Below are 23072 nucleotides of genomic sequence, written 5' to 3' on the forward strand. Positions count from 1 at the left end.
GCCAGCCTCGCACCGGCTCGGCCCGCCGCGCAAGGCCGGTTTTTGCTTCTCAAACGCCGCCCGCGCGCCTACAACAAAAACTCGACCCGCATGCTCAGCGCCCTCGCCGACCACGCCTGCGCCCGCTTCGATCGCGTCATGCGACACGGCCTCCGCCGCGTCCTCATGCAGCGCAACGAGCTCGACCGGATCGCCCGCGCCGAGCTCGAGCGTCGCCTCGAGTCCGTCGCGCAGTACACCGATCCTGCCGTGCTCGCCGAGCCCGATCGCCTGCTCGCGCCGCCGCCCGCGCCCCCGCCGCTCGCGCCGCAGAGCGTGCGTCGCCTCGCCGACGGCCGCGCCACCCACTTTACCTTCGCCTCGCCGTACCGCCCGCGCGACCCTGACTACGCCCGCGAGTACGCCGGCTACGACCGCGTCGGCACCGTGCACCTGCACGCATGGCAGCACGACCGGCCCGCTCCCGCCTCGATCCTGCTCGCGCACGGCTGGTGCGTCGGTCACCGCCGCCTTCACGAGATCGAGTTCAACGTCGCCACCCTTTACCGGGACCTCGGCCTCGACGTCTACTTCTACGTCCAGCCCTATCACAGCGCGCGCAAGCCGACCGCCGCGCGCTTCTCCGGCGAGCTGTTCCCCTCGACCGACCTCGTGCGCACCAACGAGGCCTTCATCCAGACCGCTCAGGACGTGCGCGCCGCCATCACCGCCATCCTGCGCCACAGCCCCGCGCCGCTCGGCATGATGGGCTCGAGCCTCGGCGGCTACACCTCCGCCCTCATCGCCTCGATCGATCCGCGGCTGGCGTTCGTCGTCCCGATCATGGCCCCCGCCTCGTTCGCGCACCTCCTGTGGGATCACGGCGAGGGCGACCCGTTCCGCCGGCAGGCCGAGGCGATCGGCATGACCCGCGAGCGCTTCCACAGCGCGTGGGCCCTCCACAGCCCCCTCTCGTACGCGCCCAAGGTCCCGTGGGAGCGCCGCCTCGTCGTCACGGCCCGCGGCGACGCCCTCGTCACCGAGGCCCACGCCGACGTGCTGTGGCACCACTGGCAGCGCCCGCGCCGCTTCAGCTTCACCGGCGGCCACTTTTTGCAGCTGGGCCGCCGCGACTACATCCGCGAGCTCGCCCGCTTCCTCACCGACCTCCGCATCATCCCCGGCCTGCGCTGAGCTCGCTCGCGCTCCGGCGAGCTGCACGAAGAGGCATGTCTCCGAGGACATGTCCGAGTGGACACATTTACTCGCGGGAAAATTCGGGTCATGTTCAAAAGAACATGCTCGATTGGACATGTTTTAAAGAGCTCGTCGGGGCGATGCGGCCGCGGCCTGCGGGGCAGGGGAGGGCGATACGTCGCCGCGTCGAGCCGGGCCGCGCTCGCTCTGCCCAGGCGCAGCTCTGCTCGCCTGCACCTGCGCGCACGCGAGCCGCAGCGCTCGGTGGGCTAGCGTCCGTGGCGCTGCAAGGGCCGCAAGCCGGCGCGTCGTAGCTCGACGAGCGAGGCGATGACGGACGCGCCCGCCGGTCCGAGTGGGCCCCGTTCAGCACCGGGATCTTCCCGCGCCCTCGCATCACGCGGCGAGCCGCGCCGCATGGCCCATGGGACAGCCTACTCTGGCGCCCGCACCTCCGCGCCGATCGGCGCATCACACTTCGCCATTCGACTCCAGCAATCGGTCGGACTCCGCGCTGCATCATCCGCGATCGAACCGACCCATCGAAACACGTAGCAGCGCCGCAAGAAGGTCAGGCCGCCCCGCATTGCCAGGGGGCGACCGATAGTCGCCCACACCGCCGCCGAAGCCAGCGTCCGCGATCGGGCCAGCCCACGGGCGCTGCGAACGGGGCGCCGCACGGCGTCGAGGGCCGCCTGAACGCAGCCCGAAGGTCGCCACTTGGAGTCGTCGCTTCCGGCGCGCCGCCAACTTTCGACCTCTGTCCCGATGGCCATGTCGACACCGTGTCGACGCCGCGGACAGACGCCTCCGCGCATCAACATCCAGCCTCGCCGCCGGTGTCCGTCGAAGGCCCGCCGACGCCCGCGACCGCATCGTCACGCTCGCCTCCGGGTCCCGCACATGCAGCGCGGCTCGGGACCGCTGTGTCGCGCATCACCTGCTCGGCAGCTTCGTACACGGGCGACGCTCGCCCACATCCGCGTGGTCTCGTTCACCTCGCAAGGCCCCGCGCACGGACCGCCTGCGCGGCGGTTCCTTGATCTCGTCGGCGCGCTCTGGCAGCATGATGCTGTGCGGTTTGGTTTGGGCGCCCTCTCTGCGGGCGTCGTCTATCTCTTCTCGTGGCTGGTGACGACCGGGTGTAGCCCTGGCCGTTCGGACGCGCCCGTGCGCGGCACCGACGGCGACGGCGGCAGCACCGTCGCCACCAGCGGGGAGGGCAGCACCACCGGCCTCGCGAGTGGTTCGAGCACCGGCGACGCCGTCACCAGCCTGCCCGCCACCACCACCTCGGGCGCGCTCCTCGTCCCGCCGCCCGACCTCGCCCCCGAGCCCGCGCCCACCGCCGTCCAGCCGTGCGAATCGCACGCCGTCGAGGCTGACTGCGACGCGGCCGGTTGCATCTGGTTCGCCACCGAGCGGCTCGCCGAGCGCTCCACGTGCGCCCTCGCGCCCACCGGCGCCTGCGCCTCCGCAAGCGCCTCGACCGGCGACGACGACTACGACTCCGCTTTCTACAAGCGCCTCGGCGACGAGGTCCACGTCCGCCGCGTCGGTCGCAAGGCCGGCGAAGTCCGCGGCCCCGAGCATCCCGCCGGCTGGACCGAGTGCGGCCTCGGCCCCGACGACCCGCCCGAGTGCGCCTGCGTGTGCGCGGCCGGCCGTTGCCCCGGCGACCTCGCCCTAGTCCTCCTCGACGCCTGCGGCACCCCGCGCCCCTGCGACGACGAAGTCGAGGGCGACGCCTGCCTCTACCAGACCCTCGCCGCCGCGGCCGCAGCCAGCCTGCGCGTCGTCAGCCCCGACCGCAGCCTCGACGATCGCGTCTTCCTGCGCGGCGACGGCACCGCCACCTGGATGCGCAGCACCTGCGACCCGCGCGACCAGAGCTGCCGCGATCGTAAGTGGGAGCTGCCGCGCCTGTGCTCCCTGCGCGACCGCGCCGCCTTCCTCGCCTGCGCCGGCGCCGACGCCCCCGGCCCCGAGTGCCGCGACGTGACCACCTGGTTCACGGACTGCAAGCTGACCCCGGCGACATGTCCGTAGAGACAGCCCTTTCGCTCCGGTGCCCGCGCCCTGACAGCCCGCGACCGGGCCGGCGATCCGCCGCGAACGAGCAAATTCGCCCTCACACCTCCCGCACCACCTGGGCTACCGTCCCGGTCGCCCCATGCTGCAGGTCAAGAAGTACGGCAACCGTCGGCTCTACGACACCGAGGGGAGCCGCTACGTCACCCTCGAGGAGATCGCCGAGCGCGTGCGCATGGGCGAGGACCTCAAGGTCGTCGACGCCAAGAGCGGCCAGGACCTCACTCAGGTCACCCTCGCCCAGATCATCCTCGAGAGCCGCGGCGCGGCCCGGCTGCTCCCCGTCACTTTGCTCAAGCAGCTCGTGCGCATGCGGGACGACGCGCTCGCCGAGTTCTTCGGCCGCTACATCGCCTGGGCCCTCGAGGTCTACCTGCAGCTCAAGGGCGGAGCGCGGGCGGTGGTCCCGTGGAACCCGCTCGCCGATCTCGCCATGCCGGGCATCCTCAAGCGGTGGTTCGGCGGCGCGGCGCCGACCGCCGGCGACCCGACGCCTCCGCCGTTCCCGGACGAGCCTCCCCCCGAGCCCGCCGGCATGGGTGACGAGCTCGCCGCGTTGAGGCGTGAGCTCGCCGACCTGCGCAAGACCGTCGAGGACAGCCGGCCCGCCCGCAAGGGCAGGCGGCCCGCCTCCTGATCCATTTGTGCGCCGCACAATTCGCGACCGCTGACTCGACTGTCTCTGCCTCCCCGACGGCCATAGCGGCCGGCCCCGCCTTTTCGCACGTGCAGCACGGCCGGGGCTTCGGGTAGCCTCGCAGACGGAGGAGCAGAGCATGTTCATCGGCGACTGGATGCGACGCGGAGCCCAGTACTGGCCCGACAACCTCGCCGTGGTCGACATCGCCAAGGGCGACGCCGGCCGCTTCACCTACGCCGCGCTCAACCGGCGCGCCGACGCCGTCGCCGGGTGGTTGCGCGGCCGCGGCGTCGTGCGGGGCGACCGGGTCGCCTTGCTCGCTCACAGCGGCGTCGAGGTCCTCGACGTCTTCTTCGCCTGCGCCAAGCTCGGCGCGATCTTCGTCCCGCTCAACTGGCGCAGTCCCTGGCGCGAGCTCGTCGAGGTCATCCTCCCCGTCGCACCGAAGGTCCTCGTGTTCGGCCCCGAGTTCGCCACCGCCGCCGCCGAGCTCCACCCGCACACCGCGATCGCCGAGCTCGTCCACCTCGAAGGCGAGCCCGTGGCCGGCAGCACCGCCTACGCCGCGCTGCTCGCCAGCCCCGCCGAGCCGATCGAGAACCCCGCCGTCGACCTCGAGGACATCGCCTGCCTGCTGTTCACCGGCGGCACCACCGGCGCGCCCAAGGCCGCGCGGATCTCGTACCGCCAGATCGCGTGGAACACACTCAACACGATGGTCCACGAGATCCAGCGCGGCGACGTCACGATCACCCACACGCCGATGTTCCACACCGGCGGCCTGTTCGTCTACACGGTCCCGCTGCTCACCCTGGGCGGCACCGTCGTGATCATGAAGAAGTGGACCGCCGACGACATGCTCGCGCTCATCGAGCAGTACAAGGTCACCGCGCTGTTCTGCGTCCCGACCCAGTACCAGATGATGCTCGACTCGCCGCGCTTCGCCGCGACCTCGTTCGCCAGCGTCCGCTTCCTCACCAGCGGCGGCGCCCCGCTGCCGGTGCCGCTCATCCGCGCCTTTTGTGCGGTGCACAAGGTCGCCTTCAAGCAGGGCTTCGGCATGACCGAGTTCGGCCCCGGCGCCTTCTCGCTCGCGCCCGAGTTCGCCGAGCACAAGGCCGGCAGCATCGGCCGGCCCAACTACTTCGTCGACGCCCGGATCGTCGACGACGACAACGTCCCGGTCGCCGACGGCGAGGTCGGCGAGCTCGTGCTCAAGGGCCCGGCCGCCTGCTCCGGCTACTTCGGCGTCGAAGCCCCGCACTTCGACGAGGCCGGCTTCTTCCACACCGGCGACCTCGCGCGCCGCGACGCCGAGGGCTTCTACTTCATCGTCGACCGCAAGAAGGACATGTTCATCTCGGGCGGCGAGAACGTCTACCCGGTCGAGATCGAGAAGATCCTCTACGAGCACCCCGCCGTCGCCCAGTGCGCCGTCATCAGCATCCCCGATCCGCAGTGGGGCGAGGTCGGCAAGGCCGTCGTCGCCCTGCGCCCTGGCGCCAGCGCCAGCGAGGCCGAGCTGCTGCAGCGCTGCCGCGACCACCTCGCCCGCTACAAGATCCCCAAGTCGGTCGTCTTCCTCGACGCCCTCCCGCTCTCGCCGGCCGGCAAGATCCTCAAGCGCGAGCTGCGGGTCATGCTCTCCACCTCCGCATAGGACCCTTCCGCCATGTCCCAAGAGACAGCCCCCCAGAACCTCACCGCCCGGGTCCTCCGGCTCGTCGGCTACCTCACCGATCCGAAGAGCGGCCCCGGCAAGTGGTGGATGCGCTTCGAGGGCGCCTCGACCGGCGTCATGACCCGCCTCGCCACCAGCCCGCGCTATCTGCGGCTGGCCGGCCGCGGGCTACAAAAGATGTTCCACCTCCACCGCGACCTCGTCGACCTCACCGAGGAGGTCCTGCACTTCTGGCGCGTGCCCACGCTCGGCGACCTCGACGAGGTGCGGGCCCAGCTGCGGCGCGCCGAGGACCGGCTCGAGATCACCACCAGCCAGCTCGAGCTCGCGCTCGAGCTGCTGGGCAAGCTGCAGGCCGAGCTGGCTCGCTCGACGCGGGGGGCCGCGTGACCGCGGGCGACGGCGGACCGTTCTCGCGGGTCAAGGGCGCCGCGCGCAAGCTCGCCGACATGGCCGAAGGGACAGCCACGATCGGCGGCGCCTGGCAGCGGGCGCTGCGTGACCGCGCGATCAGCCCGACGCGGTACCTCGCCCCGCTGGTCAAGCGCGCCACCGGCCTCGGCGACCCGCCCGTCAATTCGACCCCGAAGCGGGTCGTCTACGCGCGCGGCGGCATGAAGCTCATCCGCTTCGAGCCGGCCGTGCGTCGGTTTCGCACCCCGATCCTGTTCGTCTACTCGCTGATCAACCGCTACTACATCCTCGATTTCCTGCCGGGTCGCAGCCTGATCGAGTTCATGACCCAGCAGGGCTTCGACGTCTACGCCATCGACTGGGGCACGCCCGGCCCGGTCGAGCAGGACATGACCTGGGACGACCTGCTCGGCGGCTTCGTCGAGGCGGCCAAGCGGTGGATCTTCAAGCTGTCGGGTTGCGACGACCTGACGATGTACGGCTACTGCATGGGCGGCACGATGGCCCTCGCCGCCGCCGCGCTCCACCCGAACGGCGTGCGCAACTTCGTCGCCCAGGCCACCCCGGTCGACTTCAAGCACGGCGGCATCTTCACCACCTGGACCGACCCGGAGTTCTTCGACGTCGACGCCATGGTCGACGCCTACGGCAACGTCCCGATCGACCTGATGGAGTCGGGCTTCTCGATGATGGCCCCGGTCCAGCGGATCTCGAAGTGGTTCGAGGTGTTCCGCCGCCTCGACGACCGCGAGTTCGTCACCAACTTCCTCGCCATGGAGCACTGGGCCGCCGACAACGTGCCGTTCCCGGGCGAGGTGTATCGGCAGTACATCCGCGACTGCTACCAGGAGAACAACTTCTTCGAGGGCCGCATGATCGTCGGCGGCCGCCGCGTCGACCTGCGCCAGATCGAGGGCCCGCTGCTCGTGCTCGTCGCCGACAACGACACCATCGCCCCGCCGCCCTCGTCCGAGGCGCTGCTCGGCGCCGTCGGCTCGACCGACAAGACGCTGCAGCGCTTCCCGGTCGGGCACATCGGCCTCTCGACCTCGAGCAAGGGGCCCAAGGTCATCTGGCCGAAGATCGCCGCCTGGCTGGCCGAGCACAGCGAGCCGCTGCCGCCAGCCTGACGGCGCCGCGCATCACTGCGCCAGCCACGTCGAGATCTGGGCGGCCGCCGTCGCGTGCCAGCCCAGCTTGAGGTGGTTGATGTCCGGAAGGACAGCCGAGTCGGTGAGCGTGCCGATGCCGTCGGTCGCCGCGCAGCTGTCGACGAGCACCACGCCGTCGCTGGGCCCGGCGATCTCGTTGGGGATGCCCGGGATCAGCACGTTGTTGTCCTTGAGATCGAGGTCGCCGCACAGCAGGTGCGTCTGGATCGACGCCGGGATCCCGGCGTCGATCATGTCGTCGATCACCGAGCCCTGCGCGATCGCGTAGTCGATGCCCTTGCCGCGGGCGTACACGCCCTTGTACTGACCCTCGCCGTAGTAGGTCGACTCGCTGTCGCCGACGATCCACTGCATCAGCCCGTTGTTGGCCGTGCCGGTCAGCGGGTACACGTCGTCCCACGCCGCGAGCATCTGCAGCTGCCCGCGGTAGTTGTCGCCGGCGGCCGACTTGTAGATCGCGTACTCCGAGCGGTCCTCCCACAGCCCGAAGATCAGCAGCTCGTCGTGCGGCCCGGGCGCGTGGATCTTGCCGCCGAAGTCGGCGTACACGCCGGCGTTGTGGGCCGTGCCGTAGCGGAAGATGTAGTCGAAGCCGAGGTTGGGCCCGCCGATCAGGATCAGCTTGTCGATGTCGTCGCGGTACTCGAGCTTGCCGCCGGTCAGACCCGACGCGTACATGCGCGACGACATCACGCCCTTGCTCCACCCGATCACGTCGACCTTGTCGACCCCGGTGCGCTCGCGGATGATGTCGATCGCCCACGCGATCTGCAGGGCCCAGAACACGTTGTCGCCCTGGCTGTGCGCGTGCGACACCGCGAACACGCGGTGACCCGCCGCCGCCAGCTCCTGCATCAGGCCGATGTCGGGGCACGTCGACTGCCCGCAGCCGAAATCGCCGCTCTCGCCCGGGTTGGCCCACGCGCGGTCGGCCTGGTCGTTGGCCCCGTGGGCCAGCAGCACCGTCGACTTGGCGCCGTTGTTCCAGCCGGGCGCGTAGTACAGCAAGAACCGGCCGCTGTGCGGCACCGGGTCGTTGCCGAAGAACTCGAGCCGCTGCCCGTTCTGGTGGGCCCGCTGGTCGAGGTCGAACCGGTCCTCCTGAATGAAGAACGGGTCGGGATCGAACCACCGCTCGACGCGGACCCACCCGTTCAGGATCTTGTCCTCGAAGGTGTCCTCGAGCACGAGGCGGTGCAGCGGATCGCCGGTGGTCTCGCCCGTGGGGTCCGTCGTCGAGGTCGGGTCCTCCGTCGTCGTCGACACCGAAGTGCTCGAGGTCGGCGCGCTCGTCGTCCCGGTCGGCGGCTCTTCGCTGGTCGCCGTCGGCCCCGTCGTCACCGTGCCGGTCGCCTCGCTCGTGTCGGTGCCCGGCGAGCTGTCGGTCACCGCCGCGGTCGCAGCGTCGGTGTCGCCGCCGTCTTGCGGCGTGCAGGCGAGGAGGAGGGTGAGGACGGCGCAGGGACGGCGTGTTCGCATGTGCAGCAATTTAGCCCATTCGCTCCCACCTCGACAGCGCGCGCGGGAGTAGATATCGGCTTAGAACGCCGTTTCTGCGAAATTTCGCACCGCCGCAAGGAAGCGCTCCGCCTGCTCGATGTGCGGCGAGTGCCCGCATTCGGCGAACACCTCTTCGCGGACTTGGCCGCCGGCGGTCGCGTAGCGGTCGAGCACCCCGCGCAGCTGGCCGACCATCGGCTGCGGCGGCGCGACCTCGTCGCCCGGCCAGCCCGGCACCGCGCCGAGCTTGCCGAGGAAGCCGAAGTCGAACAGCGAGGTGTCGCTGACGATCTGGTCGTCGGCGCCGCGGATCCACAGCACCGGCGGCCGCGGATCGATCGCGGCGAAGCCCGAAAGGTCGACGTACTTGGCCGAGATCGCGTTGTTCATGCCGCGCGTGCCCGGGGCGACCCCCGGCCAGTTCGTCGAGGCCGTCGTGTCGCCGGGGTAGTGGTCGTCGCCTGTCTGCGTCTTCAGCATCGCCGCCACGAACGCGTCCTCGAGCGCCGGCGCGACCCGGAACGGGGGCTTGAAGTAGAACGCGTTCATCACGTTGCGCGGCGACACCTGACTGTCGTTGCCGCGGTCGCCGGCCTTGATCAGGCGCGCGAACTCGGGGTTGGCCGTGCCGCCGCCCGAGCCCGCAAAATCGTCGGTATACGCGGTGCCGCGGACATCCTTGGTGCCGCCGAAGCCGAACGGCGACATCGGGTTCTCGAGCACCAGGCCGGCCACGTGTTCGGCGTGGTCGATCGCGTACTGCATGATCACGCCGCCGCCCGCCGACCAGCCGACGAAGAGGACTGGCCGCGAGGACAGGTCGAGCGCGTCCATCAGCGAGCGCAGATCGTCGGCGAAATCGCGGACCCCGCGGGTCGCGTCGATCGGCGCCGGCTCGGTGTCGCCGAACCCGCGCATGTCCGGCGCGATCACGCGGAAGCGATCGGACAGGGCCTCCATCAGCGGCTCGAAGAACGCCCCCGTCGACACGTTGCCGTGGACGAGCACGATCGGCGGCGCGTCGACCGGACCGGCGATACGGGTGTGGACGCGGAGGCGCGACGTGGGGACGAGCTGCTGTTCGATCGGCATGATGGCAGCATGCAGGGTCGCAAATGGGCCCGCGCTTGTCGACGCGGGCGCGACGCGCGAACCCGCGCAAGCTAGCACCTGGCGTCAAGGACAGGTCGCTTCGGGCGCCGCGACCGGGCAGGGCACGCAGTGCTTTCGCAGTGCAACATGGCGCCCGGTCTGCCCCTGCGATTCGGGCCTGACCCGAGGCGCGGCCGCCGATCAGCGGCGCCGGCGCGAGCGGCGGATCGCCAGGCCGAGCACGCCCAGGCCCAGCAGCGCCGGCGCGCTGTCGTCGCCCGCGCGGCAACTGCCGCACCCGAGCTCCTTCTTCGGCGTCGTCCCGTCGCTCTCGCTCCCGGAGCCGCTGCCCGCCGACGCGTCCGAGTCGCTGCCCGCCGAAGTGCCCGCCGTGTCGCCCGTCGAGGTCGCGGCGGTCTCGGCGACGCACAGTTTGATCGCGCGGCACGAGCCCTTGGCACAGGTGCCGCCCTCGCCGCACAGCCCGAGCAGATTGTCCTCCGACGAGCCGCTGCCGGTGTCGGACCACCCGCCGCTGCAGCTGACCGTATCGAGGCAGCCCTGGATCTCCTTGCAGACCTTGCCCTCGGAACAGGCGGAGCTCTCGATGCACACGTCGGGATCGCAGTACTCCCCGCCGTGGCAGCCGTTGGGGCTCGAACCTTCGGGGCAGCTCGGCGGCTCGGACACCGCGTCAGCCCGGGCGGTGTGGCTCGCGGCAGGGGCGAGCAGGAGGAGCGCGGCCGCGGACCAGCGCGCGACCGAAGTGAAGAAGAGCGGCGAAGACAAGCGCATCACCCGATCGTACACGCGCCGGGGCGAGCCCGGCAACCGGGGGCGCGGGCGTGAACCCGTCGCTCGCAGCCCCCGATTCCGTTCACGATGTCCTGGTCATTGAGACATGTCCAAAAAGACACTGCGTGACGCCTCCTCGCTGTGGTGAGCGACCTCGGACGTCCCATGTCTCTTCGGACATGTTCGACCCCGCGCTACGTGGTCGAGCTGCCGAGCTACGAGCCCCGCGCGATCACATGTCCTTGCGGTCAGGTCAAGCCATCGACCGCCGCTTCGATTTCTCGACTACCGCGGCCCGTAGATCAGGTCCGAGCGGACCGCATACTTCACCCCGGCCGTCACCTCGGCGCCCTCGTGGAGCAGCAGGTGATCGAACACCACCGCCCCGCCGACGGCGGGCTTGAGCGCGAACCTCACCTTGTTGTCGAACTTGCGTCCGCGGCCCTGACCGCGCCGCTGCGACTTGTCCTTCTCCTCGAAGAACCGCGTCTCGCCGCCCTCGAACTCCGCGTTCAAGAAGATGACCAGCGACTCGCGCGTCTCGCCGAGCGGCACCACCGTGCGGACGTCGACGTGCGGCGAGAACCGCATCCCGACCTCGTAGCGATACACGCGGAAGCGAAAGTTAAGCCCCCGCACCGGCGCGCCCTCGTGCTGCGGACCCGCGACCCCGCGGATCCGCTGCCACAGCCCGTCGGCCAGCGCCGGCGCGTCGAACACCACCCGCAGGTTGTTGCGCGCCGCCAGGTTGACGCGGTAGGTGTCGTCGCCGATCGCCAGGCCCGCGTGCGTGAAGCCGATCGCCTCGGCCGCCGCGATCAACCGCTTGCACTCCTTCGGCGACATCACCCCGTGGAGTACATGCACCCCGGGCGCCACCTCTTCGCGGCGCGCGACGGCCTCGCGGTCCGCATCGAGCACCGCCTCCGTCAGCGCGTGGGGCGCCGCGTGAAACGTCGCCTCCCGACGAAACGACTCGTGCTCGCGGCTCCGCATGCCCTTGGCTCGGCTCACGGTCCTCCTTTTATCACGCCGGCGCGACGCCCTCCGCGGTCCGGACATTCGACCGAGCGGCGCCCCTCGCGCGCTGGCTGCATCGGCCCAAACCGCCTCCAGGCCGTCGCCTGCACCAACTTTTCCTGAGCTTGCTCAGCATATCGGCCTCGGCTAGTGTCGTTTCGTGGCCAACTACTTCGACGACAACGAAGACCTCCAGTTCTACATGGATCGCGGGCTCGACTGGGCCCCGATCGTCGGGCTCGTCGAGCAGGACTTCCGCGTCCCGGGCGGCTACGCGTCGCTCGACGAGGCGCGCTCGGCCTATCGCGACATCCTCGGCATGGTCGGCGAGTTCGCGGCCGAGCAGGTCGCGCCGCGGTCGATGGCCATCGATCAAAAGGGCGTGTCCCTGAAGGACGGCGAGGGCCACCTCGCGCCCGAGACTGACGCCCTGTTCGAGCAGATCAAGGGCCTCGACCTCCACGGCCTGGCGCTGCCGCGCGAGCTCGGCGGTATCGGCTGCCCGGCGGTCGTGCACTTCATGGTGTGCGAGCTGATGGCGCGGGCCGACAACGTCGTCATGACGCACTACAACTTCTACAGCGGCATCGCCCTGATGCTGCTTCTGTACTCGGTGCACGAGGGCTCGACCACCTTCGACCGCGAGCAGCGCGTCATCACCGGCACCCGCTTCCAGCCCGAGATCGCCGAGATCCTGCGCGGCGACGCGTGGGGCAGCATGGACATCACCGAGCCCGACGCCGGCAGCGACATGGCCGCGCTCCAGGCCCGCGCCGAGCAGGACGAAGAGGGCAACTGGTTCATCACCGGCCAGAAGATCTTCCTGACCTCCGGCCACGGCAAGCACCACATCGTCATCGCCCGCACCGAGCCCGACAAGCCCGGCCTCGGCGGCCTGTCGCTGTTCCACGTCCCCGCCTACGAGGACATGCCCGACGGGACCCGGCGCCGGATCGCCGTCATCGACCGCCTCGAGGAGAAGCTCGGCCACCACGGCTCGGCCACCGCCGCCGTCAGCTTCGAGCGCGCGCCGGGGCGCCTGCTCGGCAAGCGCGGCGAGGGCTTCCAGCTCATGCTGCTGCTGATGAACAACGCCCGCGTCGGCGTCGGCTTCGAGTCGATCGGCCTGTGCGAGGCCGCCTACCGCAAGGCCAAGGCCTACGCGGCCGAGCGCCGCAGCATGGGCAAGTCGATCGATCGCCACGAGATGATCGCCGACTTCCTCGACGAGATGCAGACCGAGATCCTCGGCTTGCGCGCGCTCGCCATGCAGTGCGCCTACCACGAGGAGCTGCACCAGCGCACCAAGATGCAGGGCACCCTCGACACCGACGCCGACAGCCTCGAGCGCGCGCGCGTGCTCAAGCAGGCCAAGCGCCACGCCAACCGGGCCCGCCGGCTCACCCCGTTGCTCAAGTACATCGCCAGCGAGAAGGCCGTCGAGATGGCGCGCAAGTGCATCCAGATCCTCGGCGGCGCCGGCTACGTCCGCGAGTACGGGGCCGAGAAGCTGCTGCGCGACGCCATGGTCCTGCCGATCTACGAGGGCACCAGCCAGATCCAGTCGCTCATGGCGATGAAGGACGCGATGAGCAGCATCATGCGCAACCCGCAGCGCTTCCTCACCCGCGTCGCCCAGGCCCGCTGGCGCAGCCTCTCGGCCCTCGACGCCCTCGAGCGCCGGGTCGCTCGCCTGGTCTCGCTGTCGCTCGCGTCCCAGCAGCACCTGATCCAGCGCACCGCCGCCGACAAGCTGCGCGGCCTCGGCAAGCACAAGATCGCCGAGTGGTCCAAGGAGTTCTTCCAGAACTGGGACCCCAAGCGCGACTTCGCCTACGCCATGCTGCACGCCGAGCGGCTGACGCGCCTGATGGCCGACGTCGCGATCGTCGAGATCCTCCTCGAGCAGTCGCGCCGGCATCCCGAACGCCGCAGCATCCTCGAGCGCTGGCTGGAGCGCGCCGAGCCCCGCTGCAACGCCCTGTTCGAGGAGATCACGACCCGCGGCGACCGCCTCCTGGCCCAGCTCCGCGAGCAGCAGCAGGACGAGGCCGTCTCGGGCCGCTGAATTCACGACTATGACGGCGCCGGCCGGCCTGCCGCGAGCAGGTCGCGCCGGCGCGCGCATTTCGGGCCAGCCGGCGCGAGATCGGGTACCGTCCGCCCCCCATGGCCGCCCGCTCCCGCACCGCCGAGCCGCGCCCCGCCGCGCGCCGCGTGCAGGGTAGGGCGGCCAGCGCCGAGCCGCGTCCCGCCGCGCGCCGCGTGAAGGATAAAACGGTGCCCGTCGAGCCGCGCCCCGCCGCGCGCCGCGTGAAGGACAAAACGGCGCCCGCCGAGCCGCGCCCGTCTGCGCGTCGCGTGCAGGGTGGGGTGGCCACCGCCGACGTCGTCGTGTCCGCGCGCGTCGGCGACAACGCCGAGCTGTTCGCCCAGATCCTCGGCCTGCACGTCCGCCCCGGCGGCACCGTCGCCGACGTCACCTACGGCCTCGGCGTGTTCTGGCGCCGCGTCCCCGAGGGTCGCTACCGGTTGCTCGCCAGCGACATCGCCCTCAAGCCCGACGTCCCCGCGCGCGCCGGCGCGAAGTTGACGAGCGGCGTCGACTGTCGCGCCCTGCCGTACGCCGACGTCAGCCTCGACTGCGTCGTGCTCGATCCGCCCTACATGGAGGGCATGTACCGCCGCAGCGTCGATCACATGGCCGGCTCCGGCACGCACGCCGCCTTCCGCCGCGCCTACTCGGCCGCCGCCGCCACCGAGGCCGGGCCCAAGTGGCACGACGCCGTCGTCGACCTCTACGAGAAGGCCTGCCGCGAAGCCGCGCGCGTGCTCGTGCCTGGCGGCACCCTGATCGTCAAGTGCCAGGACGAGGTCAGCGCCAACAAGCAGCGCCTTACCCACGTCGAGCTGATCACTGGCTGCGAGGCGCTCGGTCTCTACTGCAAGGACCTGTTCGTGCTCGTGCGCCCCAACAGCCCCGGGGTCAGCCGGCTCAAGGTCCAGGTCCACGCGCGTAAGAACCACTCGTACTTCCTCGTGTTCGAGAAGCGGCGGGTGGCGATCCGCAGCGTCCGCGACTTCACGGCCGGTGCCGCCGCCAAGCCGACCGACCTGTCCGAAAAGCCAGCCCCGCGCTCGCCCGAAATTGACCTGTCTCTCGAGACAGCACCATCATCCTCGCGCCAGCTGCCGCTCGTCGACCTGTCCCGAGAGACAGCCATCAAACCCGCCGCCCGGCCGACCGCTCGCCGCTCGCGCAAGCCGGGGCAGGGGGGCGGCGGTTGAGGCGCCGACCGTCGCGCGGCCCAGGCGCGGTTGCCATTTTGGCAAGCGGCCTCGGACGGCCTGACAATTGCGCGTGACAGACCCGTTCTGGCTCCAGGAGATGCCGTAGAATCATTCGTCTTTCGCCGGGGACCCTGAATTGCACACCGCGGCTTCGACTCGAGCGCCCATGACCAGCAACGCCCGTACCCCGACCATCCTCGTCGTCGACGACGAGCCCAGCATCCTCGACGCGCTGCAGAAGGTGCTGGCCAAGGAGAACATGGCCGTTCGGACAGCCTCGAGCGGACAGCAGGCGCTCGACATCCTGCGGACCGTCCCGGTGCAGGTGATGATCACCGACCTGCGCATGCCGGGCATGACCGGCGAGGACCTGCTCAAGGCGGTCAAGGCGCTGACGCCCGAGGTCGAGGTGATCATGATGACCGCCTACGGCACCGTCGAGAACGCCGTCGGGGCGATGAAGCTCGGCGCCTACGACTTCATCTCCAAGCCGCTCAAGCGCGCCGCGATCATCGCCGCCGTGCAGAAGGCGCTCGACAAGCACGCGCTGGTCGCCGAAAACCGCGAGCTCAAGGCCCAGCTGGCCGCCGCGACCAACCGGCCGATCGTCGGCAACAGCCAGGTGCTGCGGGCCGCCCTCGACATGGCGCGCCAGGCCGCGGGCTCGTCGGCGACCGTGCTGCTGCTCGGCGAGAGCGGCACCGGCAAGGAGCTGTTCGCCCGCTACATCCAGCAGCACAGCCCGCGCGCCGCCCGGGCGCTGGTGCCGACCAACTGCGCCGCGCTGCCGGAGTCGATCCTCGAGAGCGAGCTGTTCGGCCACGAGAAGGGCGCCTTCACCGGCGCCGTGCGGGCCCGCGAGGGCCGCTTCCTCGAGGCCCACACCGGCACGCTGTTCCTCGACGAGATCGGCGAGATCCCGCTGCACATCCAGGTCAAGCTGCTGCGCGCGCTGCAGGAGGGTGAGATCGAGCCGGTCGGCGGGCGCCTCTCGAAGGTCGACGTCCGCTTGATCTGCGCCACCAACCGCGACCTCTCGGAGGAAGTGAAGGCCGGGCGCTTCCGCGAGGATCTTTTCTATCGCATCAACGTCATCCCGATTCGCGTGCCCCCGCTCCGCGATCGCCTCGAGGACGTCCCGCTGCTCGCGGATCACTTCCTGCGCATCTTCGCCGGCAAGCACGGCAAGCCGGTGTCGGGCTTCACCGAGGCCGCGCTGTACCGCATGGGCAACTACGGCTGGCCCGGCAACGTGCGCGAGATGGAGAACGCGGTCGAGCGCGCGGTCGTGCTGTGCCGCGGCGGCCTCGTCGACGAGAGCGACCTCCCGCCCGAGCTGCGCGACCCGCAGGCCGGCCATGGGCGTCAGATCACATTCTCGGTCGGGACCCCGCTGGAGGAGGTCGAGCGCCGGATGATCACGGAGACGCTAAAGTTCACCCGCGGCGACAAGCGGCTGGCCGCCGACCTGCTCGGCATCGCCACCCGCACGATCTACCGCAAGCTCGAGTCCGGCGCGCAGCCTGCCGAGCCCGCGCCGCGCGTCGAGTCGGAGAGCGACGAGGTCATCCACTAGCGGAGAGCGATGGAAGCCGTCTTCAAGCAGCACTTCTGGGTCGTCAAGGCGCTCGGCCTGAGCGTCGCCGCTGCGTTCGCCGCGTCGGCGGTCACCACCTGGCTCGGCACCTCGTACATCTACGATCCGCCGAGCGACGAGGTGGAGGCGACCGGCGGCACCGACACCGACGGCGCCGTCAAGGACGAGGAAGAGGACGAGGAGGACAAGCCGATCATCAACCCACGGTTGATGTCGAGCCCCTCGCGTGGGCCGAGCGCCGCCGACCGCAACAAGGTCACGCAGACCATCCTCTCGCTCAACCTGTTCTGCCCGACCTGCACCAAGGTCGTCACGCCCGAGACCGGCCCCGGCGGCTCCGTGATCACGCCCGACCTCGGCCCCGGCGACCTGCCCCAGGTCGCGGGCGGCAAGCAGCCGGGCGAGGGACCGTGCACGCAGCCGCTGCGGCTCATCGCCACGATGGAGACCAACATGCCCGAGTACTCGTGGGCGACCATCCGCGACGAAGAGGACGGCAGCGTCGGCCCTTACTGGCCCGGCGATCGCATCCGTACGGGCGTCTACCTCGTCAGCGTCGAGCGCAGCCTCGTGCACGTCAAGAACGGCGGCGCGCTCGAGTACATCGAGCTCGGCGTCGAGCCGCCGAAGCCCTCGGCCAAGCCGTTGCAGGTGGCCGAAAAGAAGGAAGACGCCCCGCCGGCCGCGGGCGCGCTGCCCGGGGCCGAGGACGCGATCAAGTGCGAGAGCGAGAACTCGTGCACCGTCGATCGCATGTTCATCGACAGCCTGTTCGCCAACCCCGCCGCGCTGACCAAGCAGGCGCGGGTGATGCCGTCGATCAAGGACGGCGAGACCAAGGGCTTCAAGTTCTACGGGATCCGCCCGGGCAGCCTGCCCAAGCTGCTCGGCATGAAGAACGGCGACCTCCTCACCTCGGTCAACGGCATCGAGCTGAAGTCGGTCGACCAGGTCATGGGCCTTTTGACCAAGATGCGCAGCGCCAGCAACCTCCAGGTCACGATTGAGCGCAAGGGCGAGTCGATCACCAAGGACATCACGATCCAATGACCGCGCGTAGCACCCCGATCCGCCCGAATGCCTTGGGCCTCGTCTCTCTCGGTTTCGCCGCACTCACCCTCGGCCCGACCTCCGTCTCCGCGTCCACGCAGGACCCGACCACCGGCAGCCGCGGCGGCGAGCTGATCGGCGACGAAGGCGGCGGTACGCCCGGCGGCGGCCCGATCCCGTTCAACACGTGCAAGAAGACCCCGCGCGGGGCCAAGTTCACGATCACGTTGCCGAAGGAGACCGAGCTCGAGGATCTCGTCAACTGGATCATGTCGATCACGTGTCAGAAGTTCATCTGGGACCGCAAGGTGCGGTCCGGCAAGGTGACGATCCTGTCGCCCGAGCCGGTCACGGCCGAGGAGGCGTACGCCGCCTTCTACGCCGCGCTCGAGACGATGGGCCTGACCGTCGAGCCCTCGGGTCGGTACTTCAAGATCGTCGAGACCACCGACGCCAAGAACCGCACCCTGCCGACCTACGGCGACGACGCCAGCGCGCCCAACAGCGACCGCTTCGTCACCAAGCTGCTGCGCGTCAAGCACGGCAACAGCAAGGAGATCAGCGACGTCCTCGGCCAGCTCAAGAGCAAGTCGGGCAGCGTCGACCTGGTCGGTAACCTCGTCATCATCACCGACAAGGGCTCGATGGTGCGGCGGCTCGAGACCTTCGTCGCCGAGCTCGATCAGCCGATGGGCAGCGAGAAGATCTTCTTCTACCAGCTGCAGTACGCCAACGCCGAGGAGGTCGCGCAGATCATCCGCGACATCTTCGGCGAGTCCAAGGCCAGCGGCGGCGGCGGCGGCAGCACCGGCGGCGCGGGGGCCGGCCGCGCCGGTCGGCGGGCCAGCGGGGGCGGGGGCGGGGGCGGCGGCGCGACGGACTCGGCGATCAGCCGCGTCATCGTCGACGAGCGCAGCAGCACCCTCATCATCGTCACCACCGAGTCCGACTACTTCGTCATCCGCAAGCTGATCGAGCGCCTCGACGTCAAGCTGCCCGGCGGCGGCGGCCGGATCCACGTCTACAAGCTCAAGAACGCCGACGCCACCGAGGTCGCGCAGGTGCTCTCGCAGCTGGCCACCGGCGCCAAGCAGGCCGCCCAGGCCTCGGCGCAGGGCGGGCAGAAGCCGCCCGCGGGCAACCCCGTCAGCGCCGACCTGTTCTCGGGCGACGTCAAGGTCACGCCCGATCCTGCGACGCGCTCGCTCGTCATCATCGCCTCCGCGGGCGACTACAAGAACCTCGAGCCCGTGATCGAGAAGCTCGACCGCGAGCGGCGCCAGCTCTACATCGAGATCTACATGCTCGAGGTGAGCATCAAGCATCAGACCGACGCCGGCGCCGGCGGCCACTTCGGCTACCCGATCAGCACCAGCCTCGGTGGCACCGAGGGCACCGCGATCGGCCTGGTGAGCAGCGCCCCGACGCCCGCGCTCAACTCGCTGCTGCTCTCGCCCGACTCGCTGAAGAACTTCACTCTCGGCCTCATCGGCCCCCCGCTGCTCAACTCGGGCACCATCCTCGGCACCGGCCGCGACGTGCCCGCCTTCGGCGCCGTCATCCAGGCGCTGCAGAGCAACAGCGACGTCAACGTCGTCAGCGAGCCGCACATGTACGCGGCCGATAACCAGGAGGCCACCATCGAGGTCGGCCGCAACGTCCCGACCCCGGGCGCCCTGTCCTTCGGGGCAGGTGGCGGCGGCGGCACCGGCCTGGTCCCGCTGCAGTCGGTCGAGCGCCAGGACGTCACCCTGCGCATCAAGGTCAAGCCGTACATCAACGACGAGCGCAACGTGACGATGGACGTCGAGGTCGAGGACCGCGACATCACCGAGAAGGACCCGGTGCTCGGCGTCACCACCACCAAGCGGCGCATCAAGCTCGACAAGATCGTCGGCCGCGACGGTCAGCCGGTCGTGCTCGGCGGCCTCATCCGCGACCGCGAGAGCGAGAACGTCAAGCAGGTCCCCGGCCTCGGTTCGATCCCGCTCCTGGGCTGGCTGTTCAAGAACCGCGTCAAGGAGAAGGAGAAGATCAACCTCCTCCTCGTCATGGTCCCGCACATCATCGACAGCCCCGACGACGTGCGCCGGATCCACGAGCGGCGCGACAAGGAGCGGCTCGAATTCATCGAGCGCGAGACCAACTTCCGCAAGCGCGAGCTCAAGAGCAACATCAACTACCGCAAGAAATCCGGCATCTTGGCCTCGATCGACAAGGAGGCCCGGCGCATGGAGCAGGAGGAGCTGCTGCTGCGTCGCGCCGAGGAAGAGATGCGGCGCGAGATCATCACTGGCGAGCTCGGCCTGAGCCCGCGCTCGGCCGCGGCTGACGACAACGTCGGCGGCGAGGGCGGGGGCGGCGGGTCGCCGACCCCGACGGTGAATCCGGCGCCGGTGATCCGCCGCGAGCCCTGAAGCTATCCTGAAGTCGGACACGCCCATGGACACCGCCCTCAAGACCACCGCAGAACGCAACGCCGGCCCGACGATCGCGCCGCTCGGGGTCCGTCCGCTCTCGCGCCCGCTCGGCGAGATCCTCATCGAGATGGGCTGCGTCACCGCCGAGGCGCTGGCCGAGGGCCTGCGGGCGCAGCACCTCGAGGGCGAGAAGATCGGCGAGACGCTGGTGCGGCTCAAGCACTGCAGCGAGTGGGACCTCGCGCGTGGGCTGGCGCGCCAGTTCGGCCTGCCTGCCCGCGAGAACGTCGAGATCGGCGAGATCCAGGACGAGCTTGTCGAGCAGCTGCCGATCCAGTACGCGCGCGCCAACAAGGTCCTGCCGTACCGCCTCGACCGCGAGCTCGGCGTGCTCAGCGTCTACGCGGCCGACCCGCTGCGGCTGCTCGACCTCGACGACCTGGGCACCCTCTACGAGGCCGACGTCGACGTCACGCTGATGCCCGAGTCGAACGTCCTCGAGATGATCAACCGCACCTACGCGCGGCGGACCAAGGACGTCGACCTCGAGAAGAAGGACGCCGAGTACGAGGAGGAGGACGAGGACATCCTGCACGCCTCGGCCGAGGACGCGCCGATCATCCGCTTCGTCAACAGCCTGATCTTCAACGCCTCGAAGGAGAAGGCCAGCGACATCCACATCGAGCCGGGCGACAAGGAGATCATCGTCCGCAACCGCGTCGACGGCGTGCTGCACGAGGTCAAGCGGGCCCCCAAGGCCCACCTTCCCTCGGTCATCGCCCGCGTCAAGATCATGGCCGGCCTCAACATCGCCGAGAAGCGGCTGCCGCAGGACGGTCGTATCCGCCGCAAGATCGCCGGCAAGGAGGTCGACATGCGCGTCGCCACCGTGCCCACCGCGCACGGCGAGCGCATCACCGTCCGTCTCCTCGACAAGTCGGCCGTCGCGCTCAAGCTCGACAACATCGGCATCGCGGCCGACCACCTGCGGATGATCCGCGACGTCATCAACCGGCCGCACGGCATCTTCCTCGTCACCGGTCCGACCGGCTCGGGCAAGACGACCACGCTCTACTCGGCGCTGACCGAGATCAACACGCCCGACCTCAACATCCTCACCGTCGAGGATCCGGTCGAGTACCAGCTCGCCGGCATCTCGCAGGTCCAGGTCCAGAGCAAGATCAACCTGACCTTCGCGGCCGGCCTGCGCTCCTTCCTGCGTCACGACCCCGACGTCATCATGGTCGGCGAGATCCGCGACGTCGAGACCGCCGAGATCGCGATCCAGGCGTCGCTCACCGGTCACTTGGTGCTCAGCACCATCCACACCAACGACGCCGCCACCGGCATCACCCGCCTGGTCGACATGGGCGTGCAGCCGTTCCTGGTCGCCTCGTCGCTGGTCGCGCTGCAGGCCCAGCGCCTGATCCGCCGCGTGTGCGTGCACTGCTGCGAGCCGTACCGGCCGCTCGCGTCCGAGCTCGAGGAGATCGGCATCATCCCCGCCGCCTTCTACGCCGGCGAGCAGGCGCTGAAGGTGCCGGTGCGCGACGAGAACGGCGAGGCCATGCCTTTGTCCGTGGCCGAGCCGCGGCGGTTGCCGCCGCGCGGGCACGTCTACCGCGCCGTCGGCTGCGACAAGTGCCAGGGCAGCGGCTACTCCGGGCGAACCGGCGTGTACGAGGTCCTCATGGTCACCGAAGAGGTGCGCCGGCTGGCGATCCGCAACGCCGACGCCATGCAGATCAAGCAGGCGGCGCTGGCCCAGGGCCTCCGCACGCTCCGCGACGACGGCGCGCACAAGGTCGTCTGCGGCATCAGCACCCTCGACGAGGTCCTGCGCGCGACCTCGGTGGAGTCGTAACCGAGCATGCCGGCGTACGCGTATACGGGCCTTCGCAAGGACGGCAAGACGGTCAAGGGCGTCGAGTCGGCCGACACGGTCGGCGCGCTCAAGGCCAACCTCAAGCGCGTCGGCATCTTCCTCACCGCGGTCAGCGAGACCACGGCGCAGGTGGCCTCGGCGGGCGGCGCGGGCATGGGCCGCGAGGTCGACCTCGGGGCGCTGTTCGACCGCGTGTCGCAGAAGACGGTCTCGCGGACGACGCGGCTGCTGGCCACGCTGCTGTGCGCCGGCGTCACGCTGCCCGAGTCGCTGTCGGCGATCACCGAGCAGAGCGAGAGCCGGCGGCTCAAGGGCATCCTCAGCGACGTCGCCAACAAGGTCAACGAGGGCAGCTCGCTGGCCGACGCCTGCGCCCGCTACCCCGACGTGTTCCAGCCGCTGTTCATCAACATGGTCCGCGCGGGCGAGGCGTCCGGCTCGCTCGAGACCGTGCTCCTGCGCATCGCCGACTTCATGGATCAGCAGGAGGAGCTGAAGGGCAAGGTCACCTCGGCGATGATCTACCCGGCGATCATGACCGTGCTGTCGGGCGGCATCATCACCATGCTGATGCTCAACGTGGTCCCGCAGATCACGGAGATGTTCGAGGGCATGAACGCGGACCTGCCGTGGAACACCGCGTTCCTGATCTGGCTCAGCGAGTTCATCGCCTCGTGGTGGGTCATGATCTTGATCGGCATGTTCGGCCTCGTCTGGCTGTTCCGCCGCTGGCGCAAGACCGACATCGGCCGCGCGACCGGCGACACGATCTTGCTCAAGATGCCGATCGTCGGCGACCTCGCGCGTAAGCTGGCCATCGCGCGGTTCGCCCGTACACTTGCGACCATGCTCGCCAGCGGCGTGCAACTGCTCGCGGCGCTCGACATCGTGCGCGCGCTGCTCGGCAACTGGGTGCTCGAGAAGGTCGTCGCCACCGCGCGCGACAACATCCGCGAGGGCGAGGGCATCGCCCCGGCGCTCAAGCGCAGCGGCGAGTTCCCCGCCCTGGTGACGCACATGATCGCGGTCGGCGAGCGCTCCGGCCAGCTCGAGCAGATGCTGACCGACGTCGCCAACGCCTACGACCGCGAGGTCAACACCGCCCTCACGCGCATGACCGCGCTGCTGGAGCCCCTCATGATCGTCTTCATGGGCGGCAGCGTCGGCTTCATCGTGTTCTCGATCATGCAGCCGATCATGATGCTCAACGAAATGGCCGCGCAGTAGCCCGAGTACCTCAGGAGAGAC

General features: G+C 70.0%; 17 protein-coding genes. 13 read left to right on the top strand and 4 right to left on the bottom strand.

What is annotated here, in order from left to right:
• Window positions 1-90 precede the first annotated feature (90 nt).
• The 6 genes from POL25_RS20285 to POL25_RS20310 all read left to right on the top strand — a co-directional run bounded on the left by POL25_RS20285 (window position 91) and on the right by POL25_RS20310 (window position 7132).
• Window positions 91-1173, top strand: a complete 1083-nt coding sequence (locus tag POL25_RS20285; RefSeq protein WP_272087764.1) for an alpha/beta hydrolase family protein — start codon at window positions 91-93, stop codon at window positions 1171-1173.
• A gap of 1089 nt (window positions 1174-2262) precedes the next feature.
• The gene (locus POL25_RS20290) at window positions 2263-3225 is read left to right on the top strand and encodes a hypothetical protein (RefSeq protein ID WP_272087765.1); all 963 of its coding nucleotides are present in this window, start codon (window positions 2263-2265) and stop codon (window positions 3223-3225) included.
• Between the two features lie 124 nt (window positions 3226-3349).
• On the top strand, window positions 3350-3904 hold the full coding sequence (locus POL25_RS20295; RefSeq protein ID WP_272087766.1) for a polyhydroxyalkanoate synthesis regulator DNA-binding domain-containing protein: 555 nt from the start codon (window positions 3350-3352) through the stop codon (window positions 3902-3904).
• Window positions 3905-4043: 139 nt separating this feature from the next.
• Window positions 4044-5567 carry a class I adenylate-forming enzyme family protein gene (locus POL25_RS20300; protein WP_272087767.1) on the top strand — a complete coding sequence of 508 codons (1524 nt, stop codon included), beginning with the start codon at window positions 4044-4046 and terminating at the stop codon, window positions 5565-5567.
• A gap of 12 nt (window positions 5568-5579) precedes the next feature.
• A complete protein-coding gene (locus POL25_RS20305) occupies window positions 5580-5978 on the top strand; it encodes a hypothetical protein (protein WP_272087768.1) in 399 nt (132 codons plus the stop codon).
• The gene (locus tag POL25_RS20310; RefSeq protein ID WP_272087769.1) at window positions 5975-7132 is read left to right on the top strand and encodes an alpha/beta fold hydrolase; all 1158 of its coding nucleotides are present in this window, start codon (window positions 5975-5977) and stop codon (window positions 7130-7132) included. The genes POL25_RS20305 and POL25_RS20310 overlap by 4 nt, the downstream gene beginning before the upstream one ends.
• A gap of 12 nt (window positions 7133-7144) precedes the next feature.
• Here the strand turns inward: POL25_RS20310 and POL25_RS20315 are convergent, their stop codons facing one another.
• The 4 genes from POL25_RS20315 to POL25_RS20330 all read right to left on the bottom strand — a co-directional run bounded on the left by POL25_RS20315 (window position 7145) and on the right by POL25_RS20330 (window position 11575).
• Window positions 7145-8653, bottom strand: coding sequence for an esterase/lipase family protein (locus tag POL25_RS20315; protein WP_272087770.1), 1509 nt, complete (start codon window positions 8651-8653; stop codon window positions 7145-7147).
• 60 nt (window positions 8654-8713) lie between these two features.
• A complete protein-coding gene (locus POL25_RS20320; protein ID WP_272087771.1) occupies window positions 8714-9766 on the bottom strand; it encodes an alpha/beta fold hydrolase in 1053 nt (350 codons plus the stop codon).
• A gap of 201 nt (window positions 9767-9967) precedes the next feature.
• Window positions 9968-10561: an MYXO-CTERM sorting domain-containing protein gene (locus POL25_RS20325; RefSeq protein ID WP_272087772.1), complete on the bottom strand. Its 594-nt coding sequence runs from the start codon at window positions 10559-10561 to the stop codon at window positions 9968-9970.
• A gap of 285 nt (window positions 10562-10846) precedes the next feature.
• The gene (locus POL25_RS20330; RefSeq protein WP_272087773.1) at window positions 10847-11575 is read right to left on the bottom strand and encodes a 2OG-Fe(II) oxygenase; all 729 of its coding nucleotides are present in this window, start codon (window positions 11573-11575) and stop codon (window positions 10847-10849) included.
• Window positions 11576-11741: 166 nt separating this feature from the next.
• On the opposite strand from POL25_RS20330, the gene POL25_RS20335 reads away from it, so the two are divergent.
• From POL25_RS20335 to gspF, 7 genes are all read left to right on the top strand, one after another.
• A complete protein-coding gene (locus POL25_RS20335) occupies window positions 11742-13649 on the top strand; it encodes an acyl-CoA dehydrogenase family protein (protein ID WP_272087774.1) in 1908 nt (635 codons plus the stop codon).
• A 101-nt stretch (window positions 13650-13750) separates the two neighbouring features.
• Window positions 13751-14869 (top strand): DNA methyltransferase, encoded by a 1119-nt coding sequence (locus POL25_RS20340; protein WP_272087775.1) that lies wholly within the window; start codon window positions 13751-13753, stop codon window positions 14867-14869.
• 169 nt (window positions 14870-15038) lie between these two features.
• Window positions 15039-16448, top strand: a complete 1410-nt coding sequence (locus tag POL25_RS20345; protein WP_272087776.1) for a sigma-54-dependent transcriptional regulator — start codon at window positions 15039-15041, stop codon at window positions 16446-16448.
• Window positions 16449-16457: 9 nt separating this feature from the next.
• Window positions 16458-17519: a type II secretion system protein GspC gene (gene gspC / locus POL25_RS20350; RefSeq protein WP_272087777.1), complete on the top strand. Its 1062-nt coding sequence runs from the start codon at window positions 16458-16460 to the stop codon at window positions 17517-17519.
• A gap of 32 nt (window positions 17520-17551) precedes the next feature.
• Window positions 17552-19936, top strand: coding sequence for a type II secretion system secretin GspD (gspD, locus tag POL25_RS20355; RefSeq protein ID WP_272087778.1), 2385 nt, complete (start codon window positions 17552-17554; stop codon window positions 19934-19936).
• Between the two features lie 25 nt (window positions 19937-19961).
• Window positions 19962-21803 (top strand): GspE/PulE family protein, encoded by a 1842-nt coding sequence (locus POL25_RS20360; protein WP_272087779.1) that lies wholly within the window; start codon window positions 19962-19964, stop codon window positions 21801-21803.
• Between the two features lie 6 nt (window positions 21804-21809).
• Window positions 21810-23051 carry a type II secretion system inner membrane protein GspF gene (gene gspF, locus POL25_RS20365; protein ID WP_272087780.1) on the top strand — a complete coding sequence of 414 codons (1242 nt, stop codon included), beginning with the start codon at window positions 21810-21812 and terminating at the stop codon, window positions 23049-23051.
• The last annotated feature ends 21 nt before the right edge of the window (window positions 23052-23072 follow it).

The sequence above is a fragment of the Nannocystis bainbridge genome, assembly GCF_028368995.1.
GTDB lineage: Bacteria > Myxococcota_A > Polyangia > Nannocystales > Nannocystaceae > Nannocystis > Nannocystis bainbridge.